Source organism: Brevundimonas sp. 357, from assembly GCF_003938605.1.
Taxonomy (GTDB): domain Bacteria; phylum Pseudomonadota; class Alphaproteobacteria; order Caulobacterales; family Caulobacteraceae; genus Brevundimonas.
Window position 1 is genome coordinate 98,566 of the sequence record NZ_RHWX01000006.1, and the last position, 17,061, is coordinate 115,626.

At 69.1% G+C, this 17,061-nt stretch carries 19 protein-coding genes; 18 read left to right on the forward strand and 1 reads right to left on the reverse strand.

All coding sequences use genetic code 11. From position 1 onward, the window contains the following. The first annotated feature begins 29 nt into the window (after positions 1 to 29). From EGK63_RS07070 to EGK63_RS07155, 18 genes are all read left to right on the forward strand, one after another. Positions 30 to 752, forward strand: a complete 723-nt coding sequence (locus EGK63_RS07070) for an MgtC/SapB family protein (RefSeq protein ID WP_125900573.1) — start codon at positions 30 to 32, stop codon at positions 750 to 752. 58 nt (positions 753 to 810) lie between these two features. Next, a complete protein-coding gene (gene ruvC / locus EGK63_RS07075; protein ID WP_125900574.1) occupies positions 811 to 1,323 on the forward strand; it encodes a crossover junction endodeoxyribonuclease RuvC in 513 nt (170 codons plus the stop codon). Next, positions 1,320 to 1,943 (forward strand): Holliday junction branch migration protein RuvA, encoded by a 624-nt coding sequence (gene ruvA / locus EGK63_RS07080; RefSeq protein ID WP_125900575.1) that lies wholly within the window; start codon positions 1,320 to 1,322, stop codon positions 1,941 to 1,943. Before ruvC ends, ruvA begins: the two co-directional genes overlap by 4 nt. Before the next feature lie 10 nt (positions 1,944 to 1,953). After that, positions 1,954 to 2,985, forward strand: a complete 1,032-nt coding sequence (ruvB, locus tag EGK63_RS07085) for a Holliday junction branch migration DNA helicase RuvB (RefSeq protein ID WP_125900576.1) — start codon at positions 1,954 to 1,956, stop codon at positions 2,983 to 2,985. Between the two features lie 76 nt (positions 2,986 to 3,061). Further along, a complete protein-coding gene (locus EGK63_RS07090; RefSeq protein ID WP_243637608.1) occupies positions 3,062 to 3,445 on the forward strand; it encodes a hypothetical protein in 384 nt (127 codons plus the stop codon). Between the two features lie 3 nt (positions 3,446 to 3,448). Then, positions 3,449 to 3,904 (forward strand): tol-pal system-associated acyl-CoA thioesterase, encoded by a 456-nt coding sequence (ybgC, locus tag EGK63_RS07095; RefSeq protein ID WP_125900577.1) that lies wholly within the window; start codon positions 3,449 to 3,451, stop codon positions 3,902 to 3,904. A 123-nt stretch (positions 3,905 to 4,027) separates the two neighbouring features. Further along, positions 4,028 to 4,789 (forward strand): protein TolQ, encoded by a 762-nt coding sequence (gene tolQ / locus EGK63_RS07100; RefSeq protein ID WP_125900578.1) that lies wholly within the window; start codon positions 4,028 to 4,030, stop codon positions 4,787 to 4,789. 3 nt (positions 4,790 to 4,792) lie between these two features. Next, positions 4,793 to 5,254, forward strand: a complete 462-nt coding sequence (locus EGK63_RS07105; protein WP_087140878.1) for an ExbD/TolR family protein — start codon at positions 4,793 to 4,795, stop codon at positions 5,252 to 5,254. 6 nt (positions 5,255 to 5,260) lie between these two features. Further along, entirely contained in the window at positions 5,261 to 6,115 is an 855-nt protein-coding gene (locus tag EGK63_RS07110; protein ID WP_125900579.1) for a TonB C-terminal domain-containing protein, read from the forward strand. Positions 6,116 to 6,234: 119 nt separating this feature from the next. After that, positions 6,235 to 7,617, forward strand: coding sequence for a Tol-Pal system beta propeller repeat protein TolB (gene tolB, locus EGK63_RS07115; RefSeq protein WP_125900580.1), 1,383 nt, complete (start codon positions 6,235 to 6,237; stop codon positions 7,615 to 7,617). 152 nt (positions 7,618 to 7,769) lie between these two features. Next, positions 7,770 to 8,327: a peptidoglycan-associated lipoprotein Pal gene (gene pal, locus EGK63_RS07120; protein ID WP_125900581.1), complete on the forward strand. Its 558-nt coding sequence runs from the start codon at positions 7,770 to 7,772 to the stop codon at positions 8,325 to 8,327. Between the two features lie 109 nt (positions 8,328 to 8,436). Next, positions 8,437 to 9,585, forward strand: coding sequence for a DUF3667 domain-containing protein (locus tag EGK63_RS07125; RefSeq protein ID WP_125900582.1), 1,149 nt, complete (start codon positions 8,437 to 8,439; stop codon positions 9,583 to 9,585). A 43-nt stretch (positions 9,586 to 9,628) separates the two neighbouring features. Then, positions 9,629 to 10,477, forward strand: coding sequence for a tol-pal system protein (locus tag EGK63_RS07130; protein WP_125900583.1), 849 nt, complete (start codon positions 9,629 to 9,631; stop codon positions 10,475 to 10,477). Beyond that, a complete protein-coding gene (gene tilS, locus EGK63_RS07135; RefSeq protein WP_125900584.1) occupies positions 10,477 to 11,769 on the forward strand; it encodes a tRNA lysidine(34) synthetase TilS in 1,293 nt (430 codons plus the stop codon). The genes EGK63_RS07130 and tilS overlap by 1 nt, the downstream gene beginning before the upstream one ends. Before the next feature lie 42 nt (positions 11,770 to 11,811). Further along, entirely contained in the window at positions 11,812 to 13,788 is a 1,977-nt protein-coding gene (ftsH, locus tag EGK63_RS07140) for an ATP-dependent zinc metalloprotease FtsH (RefSeq protein WP_125900585.1), read from the forward strand. A 147-nt stretch (positions 13,789 to 13,935) separates the two neighbouring features. Continuing rightward, complete coding sequence (locus EGK63_RS07145; protein ID WP_125900586.1) at positions 13,936 to 15,150, forward strand: acyltransferase family protein; 1,215 nt, start codon at positions 13,936 to 13,938, stop codon at positions 15,148 to 15,150. 64 nt (positions 15,151 to 15,214) lie between these two features. Continuing rightward, the gene (locus tag EGK63_RS07150) at positions 15,215 to 15,853 is read left to right on the forward strand and encodes a hypothetical protein (RefSeq protein WP_125900587.1); all 639 of its coding nucleotides are present in this window, start codon (positions 15,215 to 15,217) and stop codon (positions 15,851 to 15,853) included. A 4-nt stretch (positions 15,854 to 15,857) separates the two neighbouring features. Continuing rightward, entirely contained in the window at positions 15,858 to 16,163 is a 306-nt protein-coding gene (locus EGK63_RS07155) for a transcriptional regulator (protein ID WP_125900588.1), read from the forward strand. A 27-nt stretch (positions 16,164 to 16,190) separates the two neighbouring features. Here the strand turns inward: EGK63_RS07155 and rnk are convergent, their stop codons facing one another. Further along, positions 16,191 to 16,610 (reverse strand): nucleoside diphosphate kinase regulator, encoded by a 420-nt coding sequence (gene rnk / locus EGK63_RS07160; RefSeq protein ID WP_125900589.1) that lies wholly within the window; start codon positions 16,608 to 16,610, stop codon positions 16,191 to 16,193. Between the last annotated feature and the right edge of the window lie 451 nt (positions 16,611 to 17,061).

A 17,061-nucleotide genomic window follows, 5' to 3' on the forward strand; every position in this document is an offset into this window, starting at 1 on the left:
CCTGAACGGTCGTTGGGAGCGTTTGGATCATGGCGATCGACTGGGGCGTGACGCATTGGGGCGTCGAGGAACTGAGCCTGCTGGCGCCGGTGGCCTCGGCCATGGTGGCGGGCGGGCTGATCGGCATCGAGCGGACCTATCACGGCCACCCCGCGGGGTTCCGCACCCACATCCTGGTCTGCATGACCTCCTGCGTCCTGATGCTGGCGGCCATGCATCAGGCCAGCTGGGGCTTCGTCGCCCTGCCCGAGCAGCGGCTGGTGATCGACCCGACGCGGATGGCGCACGGCATACTGACCGGCATCGGCTTCCTGTGCGCCGGGGTGATCTTCCGCGAGCGCTTCTCGGTGCACGGCCTGACCACGGCGGCGTCGCTGTGGACCACCTCGGCCATCGGGGTGATGTTCGGCGTAGGCCTGTGGAAGCTGGGGCTGATCGCGGCGGGGGCGACCCTGCTGGTGCTGGCCATTCTGCGCTTCCTCGACGCGCGCCTGCCGCACGTCGGCGTGCTGGACGTCACCCTGCGCTGGACGCGCGGCGCGGCGCCGGAAGAAAAGGCGCTGCGCGCCCTGTTGGCCGAGAACGGCCTCAGCCCCACGCGCATCGGCCATGTCGTCAGCCCCGACGGCCAGATCCACGAACAGCACGTCAAGGCGCGCGGCCCCATGCCGCTGAAGGTCGACGCCCTGTCCCGCGTCCTGGCCGACCAGGCTGGGCTGGCCGGCTTTTCCGTCATGCCGAGGGATGACTGAGCCAACGACTGAGCGCCCGGTCATTGTTCGCTAACCCTCTTTGGGGCAATAGGAACGGATGGCGAACGAAACGACTCGGATCCTGGGGCTGGACCCCGGCCTGCGCCGCACCGGCTGGGGCGTCATCGAAAGCGAGGGCAGCCGCCTGCGCTGGATCGCGCACGGCGTCGTCGCACCCGATGAAAAGGCGCCCTTCTCCGAACGGCTGCTGCATCTGCTGGAGCAGGTGGGCGAGGTCTGCGCCGCCTATAGTTGCGACGAGGCGGCGATCGAGGAGGTCTTCGTCAACGTCAATCCGGCCTCGACGCTGAAGCTGGGCCATGCGCGGGCGGCGGTCATGCTGGCTCCGGCGCGGGCGGGTCTCAGCGTCGCCGAATACGCCCCGACCCTGATCAAGAAGGCGGTGGTGGGGGCCGGGCAAGCGGACAAGAGCCAGATCGCCTTCATGGTCAAACGTCTCCTGCCCGCCTCGGGCGATGTGAAGGCCGACGCCGCCGACGCCCTGGCCGTGGCCGTCACCCATGCGCATCATCGCCGGTTCAAGGCGGTCGCCGTGCGAGGCGCGGCATGATCGGTCGCCTGCGTGGAATCTTGGCCGAGGTCGGCGAGGCGGAGTGCCTGATCGACTGCGGCGGGGTGGGCTATGTCGCCGCCTGCGGGGCGCGGACGCTGGGCCGCCTGCCCGCGCCGGGCGACGAGACCCTGCTGTTCATCCAGAGCCAGTGGAGCCAGGACCAGGGGCCGCGCCTCTACGGCTTCCTGAGCCGGGACGAGCGCAAGGTCTTCAACTTGATGCTGACCATTCAGGGCGTGGGGCCGAAGGCCGCGCTGGGCGTGCTGGACGTGCTGCCGCCCGCCGAATTGGCCGCCGCCGTCGCGCGCGAGGACAAGGCCGCCGTCGGCCGCGCCAACGGCGTGGGCCCGAAGCTGGCGCTGCGCATCGTCACCGAACTGAAGGGCAAGAGCCTGAGCGAGGGCGTCTTCGCTCCGAGCGCGCCGGGCGTCCATGCCGAAGCCGCCGTCGCCCCGCCGCCGCCCAGCGTCACCGGCGAGGCGGTCGCCGCCCTGCTGGGCCTGGGCATCGCCGAGGTCAACGCCCGCCGCGCCGTCGATCACGCCCTGATCAAGCTGGGCGAGGACGCCGAACTGCCGCTGGTCATCCGCACGGCCCTGCAGGAGCTGGGACGATGAGGCGCGCCGCATGACCGACGACCGCATCATCTCGCCAGCCCCCGCGCCCGGCGAGCAGTACGACCGCGCCCTGCGGCCCCAGACCCTGTCGGAGTTCGTCGGCCAGTCGGCGGCCAAGGGCAATCTGAAGGTCTTCATCGACGCCGCCCGCGCCCGCTCTGAGGCGCTGGACCACGTCCTGCTGTTCGGTCCTCCGGGGCTAGGCAAGACGACCCTGGCGCAGATCGTGGCGCGCGAACTGGGCGTGGGCTTCCGCGCCACCTCCGGCCCCATCCTGGCCAAGGCGGGCGACCTGGCGGCCATCCTGACCAACCTTGAACCGCGCGACGTCCTGTTCATCGACGAGATCCATCGCATGGCGCCCCAGGTGGAGGAGATCCTCTATCCGGCGATGGAGGACCATGTGCTGGATCTGATCATCGGCGAAGGCCCGTCGGCGCGCAGCGTGCGCATCGACCTGGCGCCCTTCACCCTGGTCGGCGCGACGACGCGGGCGGGGCTGCTGGCCACGCCGCTGAGGGACCGCTTCGGCATTCCGCTTCGGCTGGAGTTCTATACGCCCGAGGAACTGACATCGGTGATCCGCGGCGCGGCGCGCAAGATGGGCGCGGCCATCACCGAGGACGGGGCGATGGAGATCGCACGCCGCGCGCGCGGCACGCCGCGCATCGCCGGACGTCTGTTGCGCCGGGTGCGGGACTTCGCCGATGCTGAAGGCGGCCCCATCGACCGGCTGGCGGCGGCGCGGGCGCTGGCGCGGCTGGAGGTGGACGAGGCGGGGCTGGACAGTCTGGACCGCCGCTTCCTCAAGGCTCTGATCGAGAACTACGGCGGCGGACCGGTCGGCATGGACACCCTGGCCGCCGCCATCGCCGAAGCGCGAGACGCGGTCGAGGACGTGATCGAGCCCTACCTGCTGCAGCAGGGCTTCATCCAGCGCACCCCACGCGGCCGCATGGCCTGCGCCCGCGCCTATGAGCATCTGGGGCTGGAGGCGCCTCAACCCCAGCCCTCGCCGCCGCCCGACCTGTTCGGAAAGTAGCGCGACTCTTTCGCAAGAGGGCTTCACCTCGACGGCAAAGCCGGTCATCCTTCGATTTCCCAGAAGGAGGCGACCCTTGGCGCATCCCCGCAGGATGAACCGGATGATCGTCGTGCTCGGCGCGGCGGTCGTCGTGCTGGGCGGTTTCAGCGTCTACGCCCTGATGCAGGGCGCGCATTTCGGACCGAGGCAGACGACCCCGGCCGAACGCGCCCTTGATCAGGTGCGCGAGCAGATGGGACCGCAGGCCGAAGTGCGCCATGTCGAGTCGGGGCGCGGCCGCGCCGCCTGCGGCTATGCCGGATTGAAGGGCAGCCGGGAGGCGGTGGCCTTTGTTTCGCGGCCCAACCGCATCCTGATGAGCAATGATCCGTTGACCGGCGAGTTCGCGACATTGAAATCGCGCTATTGTCCGGGCTTCGACGCCCCGGCGCCCGTCGCTGCTTCCGGCAAGAGCTGAACCATGATCGACCAACCCAGCGCCGGCCGCTTCGACGGCCGCGATCACCTGTTGCCCGTGCGGGTCTATTACGAGGACACGGACTTCACCGGCCTGGTCTATCACGCCAACTACGTCCGCTATTTCGAGCGGGGTCGGTCGGACTTCCTGCGTCTGGCGGGGGTGGGGCATGTCGACCTGTTGGAGCAGGACGAGCCGCTGGCCTTCGTGGTGTCGGACCTGGCGATCAAATACCTGAAGCCCGCGCGGATCGACGACGCCCTGGTGGTGCGTACCCGCTATGAAGCGATCAAGGGGCCGCGCCTGATCATCCGCCAGACGGTCGAGCGCGACGGCGACGTATTGTGCCGGGCCGATGTGACGGCCGCCTGCATCCATCTGGACGGGCGCCCGCGCCGTCCGACGAAGCGGCTGGTCGAGCTGGTGACGCCCTGGCTCTCCGGTGAAGCTTCGCAATAACGAGGTTGTCAGCGGGCGCCCTCGTGACGCCGGGCGCGACGCCCGTTAGACCCGCCGCCATGAAACCGCCACGTCCGCCCGGTGCAAAAGGCGGATGAACGGACTTTCCGCCAAGGACCAAGCATGACTCCGCCCGCCGACGCCTCCCTGCTGAATCCCATAGAGCTGTTCATGACCGCCGATTGGGTGGTCAAGACGGTGATGATCGGCCTGGCCGCGGCCTCGGTCTGGTCCTGGACCATCATCATCGACAAGGCGGTGCGTTTTTCGCGCATGAACGCCCGCGCGACCGAGTTCGAGAAGCAGGTCGAAAGCGGCCGTTCGCTGGAGGAGGTCGCCGCCCAGGCGGGGCCGCAGCCCGTCGATCCCCTGCCGCGCATGCTGGTGCTGACGCTGCAGGACTGGCGCGAGGCGCGCACGCGCGGCGCCATGACGGACACGCAAGGCTCCATGCTGATCGCCCGCATCGACCGCGCGCTGGATTCGGTCATCGCCCGCGAGAGCCAGAAGGTAGAGAACGGCCTGGGCGTGCTGTCGGTGGTCGCCACCGCTTCGCCCTTCATCGGCCTGTTCGGCACGGTGTGGGGCATCATGAACGCCTTCGACAGCATCGCGGCGGCGGGCAACACCAATCTGACGACGGTGGCGCCGGCCATCGCCGAGGCCCTGTTCGCCACGGCCATCGGCCTGGCGGCGGCCATCCCGGCCTATATCGCCTTCAACGCCTTCTCGGTGTCGGCGGGCAAGTTCACCGGCCGTCTGGAAGCCTTCGCCGACGACCTGCAATCGGCCATCGCCCGGCGTCTGGGCGCGCCGGCGACCCCGCCGCCGCCGCCCCCGCCCCCGCCGCCGCCGTCTGACCTGAACCTGCGCCGGAGCGCCTGATCCATGGCCATGGGTGGTGCAGGAGGCTCCAGCGGCGGCCGCGGCCGTCGCCGCGCGCGCAAGCGGCCGCTGAGCGAGATCAACGTCACGCCGCTGGTGGACGTCATGCTGGTGCTGCTGATCATCTTCATGATCTCGGCGCCCCTGCTGACGGTCGGCGTCCCGGTGGAGCTGCCCAAGACCGAGGCCAGCGCGGTCGAGACGACCGACAAGCCGGTCACGGTCAGCATTGACCAGAACGGCGCAATCTTCATCGGCGAGGGCGAGGTCCGCTGGGAACAGCTGGCCCTGCGCGTGGCTGAAGAGGGCGGCGAGAAGGCGCGCGAAAAGGCCATCTTCATCCGCGCCGACGGCCGCGCCCCTTATCAGGCCGTGGCGCGCGTGATGGCGCGCCTGTCGGCTTCGGGCTTCACCAAGCTGAACCTGATCACCGACACCGCCGCCGACGAGCCGACGGAGGGCTGACGGACCTTGCGCCGCCCCAGCCCCGCCATCCTCGGATCCATCGCCCTGCACGCGGGGGTGGTGGCGCTCGCCTTCGTGTCCTGGTCGTCGAAGGACGAGCCGAAGCCGTTGGTGAACTCCGTGCCGGTGTCGATCATCTCTGACATCGAGATCGCCGCAGCGCCGGCCGACAATCCGCAGGAAGAGCCTTCTGTGGAAGACGGCGAGACCGCGCCGGTCGAAACGCCGCCCGAGCCGACTCCGCCGGAACCGGAGCCGACGCCGCCCGCGCCGCAACCGCGCCCCACGCCCACGCCGCGTCCGACCCCGACGCCGCCCGAGAAGAAGGCCCCGACGCCGCGCCCCACGCCCACGCCGCGTCCGACCCCGACGCCGCCTGAGAAGAAGGCGCCGTCGCCCCGGCCCACGCCGACGCCGCCCGAGAAGAAGGCCCCCGCCACGCCGCCGCGCGCCCGCCCGGCGCCCGGACTGGACCTTGACGCCCTGGCCGGTCCGCCGCGCCCGACCCAGAATCGCGGCCGCCCGGCGCCGGGCCAGCAGGGCGCGGGCTCCGCTCCGCGCGCGACCGGGCCGCAGCTGGCCGCCCTGGGCGCCCAGGTGACGCCGAACTGGAACCTGAACTGCGACATGCCGGGCATGGACGACCTGGTGATCCGCGTGACGGTGCGGTTGAGCGCCGACGGCCAGATCATCGGCACGCCGCGCCTTCAGGACACCCAGAACGACCCGACCTGGCGCGCGGCGTCCGAGGCCATGTTGCGCGCGCTGCGGGCGACCTCGCCCTTCACCGTGCCCGATGGCTTCCAGGCGCAGGAAGTGCCCTTCCGCTTTGAAACCAAGCGTCAATGCGGGAACCGTTAGGACGTAAATCGCCTATCACCCCAAACTCGCCCAAATCCCCGTGAAGCTGGCGATCATCCGCCGCGCTGATGCTAAAGAGGGGCGGCCAGCCTGACCGTAACGACCCGAAGGATCGACCCATGCGCCTGAACCGCCTTCTCGCCTCGGCCGCCGTGCTTGCGATGACCGCGCCCCTGGCGCTGGGCGGGTCTGTCCAGGCGCAATCCGCCCCGGCCGTCGGCGCGCCGATGCAGGATGTGGTGGTGGACGAAGGCGTGCTGCGTCCTCTCCAGATCGCCGTCGTGCCCTTCACCGGCCAGAACGGCTCGCAGATTTCGGGCGTCATCAGCGGCAATCTCAAGCGATCCGGCTTCTTCGATCCGCTGAACCCGTCCAGCTTCGTGGAGACGGGCCTGACCCTGGCCAACGCCCCGAACTTCCCGCAGTGGACCTCCATCGGCGCCCAGGCGGTACTGTACGGCGGGGTGACGGAGCGGCCTGACGGCCGGATGGATGTCGGCTTCCGGCTCTATGACCCTTACCGTCAATGCCAGCTGGTCTCCTACCAGTTCACCGCCACCTCTGAGCAATGGCGCCGCATTGCGCACAAGATTTCGGACGTGGTCTATCAGCGCCTGACCGGCGAGGCGGGCTTCTTCGATTCGCGCGTCCTGTTCGTGTCGGAAAGCGGCACCCAGCTGAACAAGCTGTCGCGCCTGACCATCGTCGATCAGGACGGTTTCAACCCCGTCTTCCTGACTCAGGGCGATGAGGTGATCATGTCGCCGCGCTTCTCGGCCTCGAACCCTGACGAAGTGACCTATGTGGCGCTGGGCAAGGACTACAGCCGCATCTACCTGTACAATCTGTCGACCGGTCGCCGCGAAAGCCTGGGCGAATTCGACGGCCAGGTGCTGGCGCCGCGTTTCTCGAACGATGGTTCAAAGATGGCCTTTTCGATCATCCGGGGCGGCAACACCGACGTCTATGTGATGAACCTGCGCAGTCGTCAGCTGTCGCGTCTGACAACCGACCCCGGCATCGACACCTCGCCCTCGTTCAGTCCCGACGGAGCGCAGATCGTCTTCACCTCCGACCGCTCGGGCTCGGCGCGGCTCTACACCATGCGGGCGGACGGCTCGGGTCAGCGCCCGATCAGCCGCGGCGGCGGCAGCTACACCGCCCCGGCCTGGAGCCCGCGCGGCGACCTGGTGGCCTTCACCAAGCAACAAGGCGGCCGCTTCCACATCGGCGTGATGAAGTCCGACGGCACGGGCGAGCGCATCTTGTCGTCCTCCTATTTCGAGGAAGGCCCGTCCTGGGCGCCGAACGGCCGCTACATCGCCTTCGCGCGTCAGAGCCCCGGCGGCGACACCCGTCTGTGGACCGTCGACCTGTCGGGCCGGGTGGTGTCGCAAGCGGGGTATGACGGACGCGGTTCGGACCCGGCCTGGTCGGGTCTGCTGGACGCCCCGCCGGTCAACCTGGGCGTCGGCCAGGGGCCGGATTCCTGCCCGGCCTGACGGGCTTACGGCTTCGTGAGATCACGAGCGGAGCCATTCCCATAAACTGTGCGTTATCGCGTCTGGCGCGGCGCTGCGCCGCGCGTTAGCAGCGCTCGCATACAGTCAAGCTAGAGGCGTCGGCCTCGAACCGAATGAGAAGGAGACGATCCATGAACACCTCCACCCTGATCCGGCTCGCCGCTGTCGGCGTCGCCATGGCCTCGCTGGCCGCCTGCACCAAGCCCAAGGTCGAGCCCGCCGTCCCGGTTGAAACGGCGCCCCCGCCGGCCGTCGGCCCGCAGTATCCGACCGCCCCGACCGGTCCCGTGACCGGCGGCAACGTCGGCGCGCCGGCGCCCGGCTCGGAGCAGGACTTCGTCGTCAACGTCGGCGACCGCGTCTATTTCGACCTGGATTCCTACTCGGTCCGCGCCGAGGCTCAGCCGCGTCTGGACGCCCAGGCCGCCTGGCTGGCCCGCTATCCGCAGGTCACGGTCCGCATCGAAGGCAACGCCGACGAACGCGGCACGCGCGAATACAACCTGGCCCTGGGCGCCCGCCGCGCCGAGGCCGTGCGCTCGTACCTGATCAGCCGCGGCGTTCCGGCCGCCCGCATCGACACCATCAGCTTCGGCAAGGAGCGTCCGATCGCCGAGGGTTCGAACGAGTCGGCCTGGGCCCAGAACCGTAACGGCCGCACCGCCATCGTGTCGGGCGCGCCGCGCTAAGCCGCACGGCGAAAAAAACAGACGGATGGAGGCGTCGGCGCAAGCCGGCGCCTCTTTTCTTTGCGCCTTCACGCGGTCAAAGTCCGCCGCGAATCCTGGGAGGGACGGCATGGATCTGGAAGCGGCGGGCGGGGCGGTGACGGCGGGCGTCATCGCCGGAGCGATCGAGAAGCCGACCGGCCATGCGGGCGCGCCTCATGGCGCGTGCGCCGACTGCGGGGCTGAGGTCGCGGGCAACTTCTGCTCCAACTGCGGCCAGGCGGCTCATGTTCACCGCACCCTGCTGCACCTGGGCGAAGAGATTCTGCACGGGGTCATGCATTTCGACGGGCGGTTGTGGCGGACCCTTCCTCTGCTGATCCTCAATCCAGGGCGGCTGACGCGCGAATGGGCCCAGGGCAAGCGGACGCGCTACGTCTCGCCGCTGGCGATGTTCCTGTTCACCCTGTTCGTCATGTTCTTCGCCCTCAGCTTCATGCCGCATCAGGCGGTGACGCTGCCGTCCCTGCCGCAGCAGATCGAGGCCCAGAAGGAGGCGATAGCCGAAGCGGAGCAGGTCGCCGCCGCCGCCCGCAAGGAAGTCGATGCGGCTGCGACGGCGATGGAGACGTCGGACGGTTCGCCGCCGGCGTTCAACAGCGGCGCGCGGGCCGGCGCCGCCGCCGGCGTTCTGGCCGGGGCCGAGGCTGGCGTCATCGCTGAAAAGGCCAAGCTGGAACGCCTGCAGAAGGACGCGATCGAGGGCCGCAAGGACGGTCTGGCCTCGGGCAGCTGGCAGGCGCAGGTGGCGGACATCGCCGCAAGTGCGGGGGAGAGCGGGCAGACCAACGGCCTGACCAAGGCCGTCGCCAAGAAGCTGAAGAACCCGGACCTGGCGCTCTATAAGTTGCAGCAGACCATCTACAAATTCGCCTTCCTGCTGGTGCCTTTGTCGATTCCCTTCGTGGCCCTGCTGTTCCTGTGGAAGCGGGGCTTCACCCTGTACGATCACGGGGTCTTCGTCCTCTATTCCCTGACCTTCATGTCCCTGCTGCTGATGGCGGTCGTGCTGGTCGCGACGACGCTGAAGGGGGCGGGTGCGGCGGCGGGAACGATCGCGGCCCTGATCGTGCCGGTGCACATGTTCGCCCAGTTGAAGGGCGCCTACAGCCTGAAGGTCTTTTCAACCCTGTGGCGGACGGTGGCGCTGCTGATCTTCTGCGAGATCGCGGCGACGCTGTTCATCGTCTCCATCATCTATCTGGGCCTCGGACATTGATCGGGGCCTTGCCGTCGCCGCAAATCGATGGGACGACAGGACCATGCTGAAGACGCCATTCCGCCTCACCAAACCCGCCGTGCTGACGGCGATCGGCCTGACCCTGATCGGGGGCGCCGTCGTCGCCCAGGTCCAGCCGATGGAGCCGATCCAGTGGGACAAGCGCCGCCTGGACCAGCTGGACCGCAACGTCCGCCGTCTGGAACGCGCCCTGACCCAGCGCAACGCGGCCGGCGAGCCGGTGCTGGTCGAGACGGATCCCGAGGTCGTGGCCCTGCAAGGTCAGGTCTCGATCATGGAGCGCCGCCTCAGCGACGTGGAGCAGACCTTCCAGCGCATGAACGCCGACAGCGAGCGTCTGACCTTCCAACTGGACGAGGTCACGCGTGAGAACACGCAGATGAGCCGCCGCCTGCGCGATCTGGAAGGCCGCGTCGAGCGCGCCGAAAAGGCCGCCGAGGAAGCCGCTGAACTGAACGGCCCGATCGTCGCCAACTCGCCGACCGGCGACGCGGCGCAGGATCTGCAGGCCGCCATGCGTCTGGCGGGCGAGGACGCCGCGCGCGGCGGACGCGCGTTGGAAACCGTCATCGTCACCTGGCCGAACACGCCCCAGGCGCGCGAGGCCAACAGCCGTCTGGGCGATCTGCACGTCGCCGCGCGCGACAACGCCTCGGCGGTCCAGGCCTACGCCGCCGCCCTGAACGGCTGGCCGCGCACGCCGTGGGCGCCAGAAACGACGCTGAAGCTGGCCGAGGCCCTGCGCGCCAGCGACCGCGCGACCCAGGCTTGCGGCGCCCTGACCGAGTTCGGCCGCCGCTACGCCGAGGCGGCCACGGCGGCGCAGAAGACCCGCGCGACCCAACTGCGGACGCGCGCCAACTGCAGCTGATGGATGATCTGACCGGGCGGGTCTTCGCCCGGCTGGACGCGCGCCTGAACCATCTTGGACCCGAGCCGGTCGCCCTGGCCCTGTCGGGCGGGGGCGACTCCATGGCCCTGCTGGACCTCGCCGCCGCATGGGCGCGGGCGAGGGGACGGCGGCTGTTGGCCTTGACGGTCGACCACAATCTCCACCCCGACAGTGCTGACTGGACCCGTTTCGCCGCCGAAGCCGCGCGCGCGGCGGGCGCTGACTGGCGGGGGCTGGTCTGGCAGGGCGCGCGCGGCGGCCCCGGCGCCCCTGCGCGGGCGCGCGCGGCGCGCCACGTCCTGCTGGCCGAGGCCGCGCGGGAAGCAGGCGCGCGCGTCATGCTGACCGGCCACACCGCCGACGATGTCGCAGAGGGCGACTGGATGCGGGCCGAGGGCGCGACGCTGGGCCGCCTGCGCGAGACGTCGCCGTCGCCTGCCTGGCCGGAAGGGCGCGGGCTGTTGCTATTGCGGCCTGTGCTGGGCGAGGGGCGTGTGGCGCTGCGGGATCATTTGCGCGCGCGCGGCCTGACATGGCTGGAAGACCCCGCCAACGCGGACCTGCGCTATGGGCGGGGCAGGGCGCGGGCTGCTCTGGCGCAGGCGCTTAATGCTGTTGAGCCTTCCTCGGTCCTCGTTTTTTCGCGCGCAGCTCATGAGCCGGGCGATCAGGCTTGGGTCGGGGTTCTGCCTTTATCGCGCGACCTGCCCGCCTCGGTGCTGGCCGCCGTCCTGTTGTGCGTAGGCGGAGGCGCGACGCCGCCGCGCGGGGATCGCCTGGCGACCCTGCAGGCGCGGCTGGCGGGAGGCGAGGATTTCACCGCCGTCCTGTGCGGCGCTCGCGTCGAGGCGGCCGGCGGCTGTGTTCAGGCGATGCGCGAACCGGGAGAATGGAAACGCCGCCCCTCCGCCTCGCTGGCCCTGACTCCGGGCCGGTCGGCCGTCTGGGACGGGCGCTTCGAGATCACTACCGATAGGCCTGACCTGCGCGTCGAGGCGGCGGTCGGGCGGTTGGCGCGGTTGTCGGATCAGGATCGCGCCGTTCTGGCGCCGCTTCCGCCCGCCGCGCGGGCCGCCGCACCGATTCTGATCGACCCCGAGGGGCGGACGGTGCTGGCCTGGCGCGGGGCGGATGTAAGGGCGCTGGGGCTGCGTCGCCTGGCGCTCGCTTTGGCGGCTTTCGGGGGCGAAACGACGCAGGAAGACGGACTCTTTCAATCCCTTCATGGCGAAACGCCGCCGTCTGACCTATTTTCAGAGAAAGACTGCTGATCGACGGACCGAGCGCGGCCGCGTCGAGGAACCGAGGACCGAATGAACCTGCGCAATTTCGCCATCTGGGGCGTCATCCTTCTGGGACTGGTGACGGTCTACGCCGCGATCAGCCAGAACGGCGGCGCCCCCGCCATGCCCGGCGCCAAGGGCGCCGCGGCCGCCGGTCGCCCCGAACCCATCACCTATTCCCAGCTGATGACCGCCGTTGAGCGTCAGGAGATCAAGTCGATCGTCGCGCGCGGCGAGACGATCACCGGCGTCTTCAAGAACGACAGCAAATTCACCGCCGTGACGCCGGTGCCCAACGCCGAGCTGGTCGAGCAGATCCGCAAGTCGGGCGTCGAGGTCGAAACCAAGAGCACGCGTCAGCCGTGGTGGTCGGGCCTGCTGGGCCTGCTGCTGCCGGTGGCGCTGATCATCGGCTTCTGGCTGTTCATCATGAACCGCATGCAGGGCGGGGCGAAGGGCGCCATGGGCTTCGGCAAGTCCAAGGCCAAGCTGCTGACCGAGCACAAGGGCCGCAAGACCTTTGACGACGTCGCCGGCGTGGACGAGGCCAAGGACGAGCTGCAGGAGGTCGTCGACTTCCTGAAGGATCCGGCCAAGTTCCAGCGTCTGGGCGGCAAGATCCCCAAGGGCGCGCTTCTGGTCGGCCCTCCCGGCACCGGCAAGACCCTGCTGGCGCGCGCGGTGGCGGGCGAGGCGGGCGTGCCCTTCTTCTCGATCTCGGGTTCGGACTTCGTCGAGATGTTCGTCGGCGTCGGCGCCAGCCGCGTGCGCGACATGTTCGAACAGGCCAAGAAGAACGCGCCGTGCATCATCTTCATCGATGAAATCGACGCGGTGGGCCGTCACCGTGGCGCGGGCCTGGGCGGCGGCAACGACGAGCGCGAGCAGACGCTGAACCAGCTGCTGGTCGAGATGGACGGCTTCGAGGCGTCCGAGAACATCATCCTGATCGCCGCGACCAACCGTCCTGACGTTCTGGACCCGGCCCTGCTGCGTCCGGGCCGCTTCGACCGTCAGGTCGTGGTGCCCAACCCCGACGTTTCGGGCCGCGAGCGCATCCTGCGCGTTCACATGAAGGACGTGCCCCTGGCCGCCGACGTCAACGTCAAGACTCTGGCGCGCGGCACGCCGGGCTTCTCGGGCGCGGACCTGGCCAACCTGGTCAATGAGGCGGCCCTGATGGCGGCGCGCAAGGACCGTCGCATGGTCACGCACCGTGACTTCGAGGACGCCAAGGACAAGGTCATGATGGGCTCCGAACGGAAGTCCATGGCCATGAACGAGGAAGAGCGCCGCCTGACCGCCTACCACGAGGCCGGCCACGCCATCGTCGCCATCAACGTCAAGATGGCCGACCCGGTGCACAAGGCGACCATCGTCCCGCGCGGCCGCGCGCTGGGCATGGTGATGCAGCTGCCGGAAGGCGACCGCTATTCCATGAAGTTCCAGCAGATGATCGACCGCATCGCCATCATGGCCGGCGGCCGCGTCGCCGAGGAGTTGATCTTCGGGCCCGAGAGCATCACCTCGGGCGCCAGCTCGGACATCGAACAGGCGACCAAGCTGGCGCGGGCCATGGTCACGCGCTGGGGCTTCTCCGAGAAGCTGGGCACGGTGGCCTATGGCGAGAACCAGGAAGAGGTCTTCCTGGGCCACTCGGTGTCGCGCAGCCAGAACGTCTCGGAAGAGACGGCCCGCATCATCGACGAAGAGGTCCGCCGCATCGTCACCGAAGGCTGGGAAGAGGCGCGCCGCATCCTGACCGACAAGGCCGGCGACCACGAGAAGCTGTCCCAGGCTCTGCTGGAATACGAGACCCTGTCGGGCGACGAGATCAAGGATCTGCTGGAGAACGACCAGCCGCCCAAACGCGACGACGAAAACGACACGGTCGCCAAGCCTTCGGTCTCGGTGCCGGTGACGCCGGTGTCGGACGGCGTCGAGGTCGAGACGGTCAAGTCGTCGGAACCGGCCGCCGCGCCGACGACAAGCGTGCCGACCGTCTGATCTTCCGGACAGGCTGAATCAAGGAGGGGCGAGCCGCGAGGCTCGCCCTTTTTTCGTGCGTGGCGACACGTAATTCGACTCATAAGAACTTGTTTGTAATTTAAACTAGTCTGTGAGATATGGCGTTCTCCGCAACAGGAGGGCGCCATGACGGCATCCGCATTCGAACAAACCGAACGCCTGCACGGCCTCGACGGGCTGCGGGGCGCGGCCTTGCTGCTGGGGGTGGTGCTGCACGCCACCCTGTCCTTCTTTCCCGCCCAGATCTGGATCGTGGCCGACGACCAGAAGTCGGTCTGGGCCAGCGGGCTCTTCTTCGTCATTCACCTGTTTCGTATGGGGAGCTTCTTCCTGATCGCCGGCCTGTTCGCCCGCATGATGCTGAAGCGGCGCGGCGTGATGGGCTTCATCAAGGATCGGATGGTCCGCATCGCCGGGCCGCTGGCGGCCTTCTGGGGGCCGGTGCTGGCGGGGATCGTGGCGGTGCTGATCTGGAACGCTTCGCTGATGGGGCTGGCCGCCGCCGACGCCCCGCCGCCGCCCAAGTATGACTGGACCAACATCCCCCTGACCCATCTGTGGTTCCTGTGGGTGCTGCTGTGGTTCTACGCCGCCCTGGTGATCGTGCAGGCCGTCGTCGCTCGGCTGGATCGGGCGGGGCGTCTGGGGCGAGGGCTGGACCGGCTGGCCGGCGGCCTGATCGGGCCGTGGGGGCCGCTGGTGCTGAGCGCGCCCTTGGCCCTGGCCCTGTGGTTCGAGCAGAACTGGATCGCCTTCTTCGGCATTCCGACGCCGGACGCGGGTCTGGTTCCCGAGACTTCGGCCCTGGTCGGGTTCGGGCTGGCCTTCGGCGTAGGCGTGCTGCTGGACCGTCGTCGCGACCTGCTGAAGCGGATGGAGGTCTGGGCGCCGGCCTGGCTGGGGCTGGCCCTGGGCGCGGGGACGACGGCGTTGATGCTGTCAGGCGGACCGGCGCCCGTGCTGACGCCGATGACCGATCCGGCGACCAAGGCCATGACGGCGGCGGCCTTCGGCGTGGCGACCTACGCCAGCATGTTCGCCGTCGTCGGCCTGGCCCTGAGGTTCTGGTCGGGACACAGCGCCCTGCGGCGCTATCTGGCCGACGCCTCCTACTGGATCTACATCGTCCATCTGCCGCTGGTGATGGCGGCCCAGGTGGTGGTGAAGGACTGGCCGCTGCTCTGGCCGGTCAAGCTGATGATCGTAGTGGTCGGGGTCATGGCCGTCTGTCTGGCCAGCTATGAGCTGACGGTGCGCCACGGCTTCATGGGGCGCTGGCTGAACGGGCGGCGCGTGCCTTGGCGCAAGGCGCGTGTCGGCGCCCCGCTCGCCGCCGAATAGCTTGCCAACCTTGGCGGCTGCGTCCATCCGGAGGGGGCAGCCGCGTCGCGCCAGGAATCACCCGATGACCGACAAGTCCCGCACGCCCGAAGCCGACCTCGCCTTCATGCGCTCGATCGTTGAGGGCAACGGGCGACCGCCGATGACCCTGGCCGTCTGTTATCTGGCGGGGGGGCTGCTGTACGGCCTGCAGTGCCTGTTCCACGTCGGACAGGTGATCGGCCTGATCCGCTGGCCCGATCTGGCCAATCTGGTCTTTGTCGTCGGCATCACCGTCGCCTTCCTGGCGGTCCTGACCTGGGCGATCCTGAAGGACCGCAAGGCCGGCGCGTCCAACCGGGGGCCGCTGGCGACGCGGGTGACGAACGCCGCGTTCAGCGCCACGGGCATGGCCAACGCCGCCGTGGTCATCGTCTTCGCCGTGGGGGCGGTGAGGGACCAGGACTTCGCCGTCTGGCTCTATTACGCCGCCATCGTCTTCGCCCTGCAGGCGGCGGCCTGGTATGTGGCCTGGGTGCTGAAGAAGAAGGGCTGGATGCTGGCGGTGTCGCTGGGCGGATGGGTCACGGCGGTGGCCCTGGGCGTGCTGGTGCGCCAGCCGGTGGCCTATCTGGGCGTCTGCACCCTGGCGCTGTTCCTTCTGTTCGCCCTGCCGGGCTGGATCCTGTTCCGCGACGCCCGCGCGGGCGTGAAGGCCGGCTGACGCCATGGGTCTGGCGGATTGCTTTGGACGGATCGACGAGGTCATCCACGGCCGCATGCGGTTGGGGATCATGGTCTATCTGGCCGATGTCGAAGCGGCGGACTTCACCGAACTGAAGACGGTGCTGGAGGCGACCCAGGGCAATCTGTCGGTCCATCTTAAGAAGCTGGAGGAGGCGGGCTATGTCGCCATCAGCAAGAGCTTCGTGAACAACAAGCCCCTGACCCGCATCGCCATCACGTCGGAGGGGCGGGCGGCGTTCGCCGCCTATCTGGACGCCCTAGGCGGACTGATCGGACGAAAGGGCTGACGCCGGGGCGGCGTCAGCACCGATTATCTAGTGAGCGGCGGCCTGGGCGAGATCTTCGTCCTCGACCTTGACCAGGGTCAGCTTGCGCACGGCGCCGGACGGGTCCGGCCAGGTGATCGACTGGCCTTCCTTCAGACCGATCAGACCGGCTCCGACATAGGACAGGATGGAGACGCGGCCGGCGTCGATGTCGGCTTCCTTGGGCAGGACCAGCTGAACGCGACGCACGTCGGGGCTGTGATCGTCTGAGTACTGAAGCCATCGATTCAGGGTGACGACGTTCTTGGGCATGGCCTTGGGCTCGCACACCTTGGCGCGGTCCAGTTCCTGTTGCAGCAGGCCTGCGGGGCCCGAGCCGGGCAGGTCGCCGACCAGGCGGTCCAGGGCGTCGAAGTCGTCGCTGCGAAGCGTGATGGCGGGCAGGGCGCCCTTGCGGGGGGTGGTCATGAGGAAAACTCTCTGGAAATTCGGGCGACGTCAGGCGGCCGAGGGGCCGTCATCGTCGGGATGTTTTGGGTCAAGGTGTTCTGGGTGGGCATGTTCGGGGTCGGACGGCGCCTCGGGCGCGGTCGGCCTCCGAAAGGGAATGATGTCGGCGCCGCGCGGCGGTTCGCCGGGACGGTTGTCGTCCGTGGTGTCTGGGCGGCGTGTCATGCGCAAATCTACGCGAGCGGCCCCAGGCCGGCGCGGTCCTGCAAAATGAATGGGGAAACAGGAGACTTAAAGCAACTTGGTCCCGTAACGGGCGCCCGGCGCAGGGCGCACGGCGGACCGCTACGGGTTAAAGGCCTTCGACGCGGCGTCCCGCGTGGGTGAGGCGTCGAGCCTGGCTGACGAAGCGTTCCATTGCCTTTAGAGGCTGGACCCAGGCGCGGTGAAAGTCAAACCGCGCTCTCTG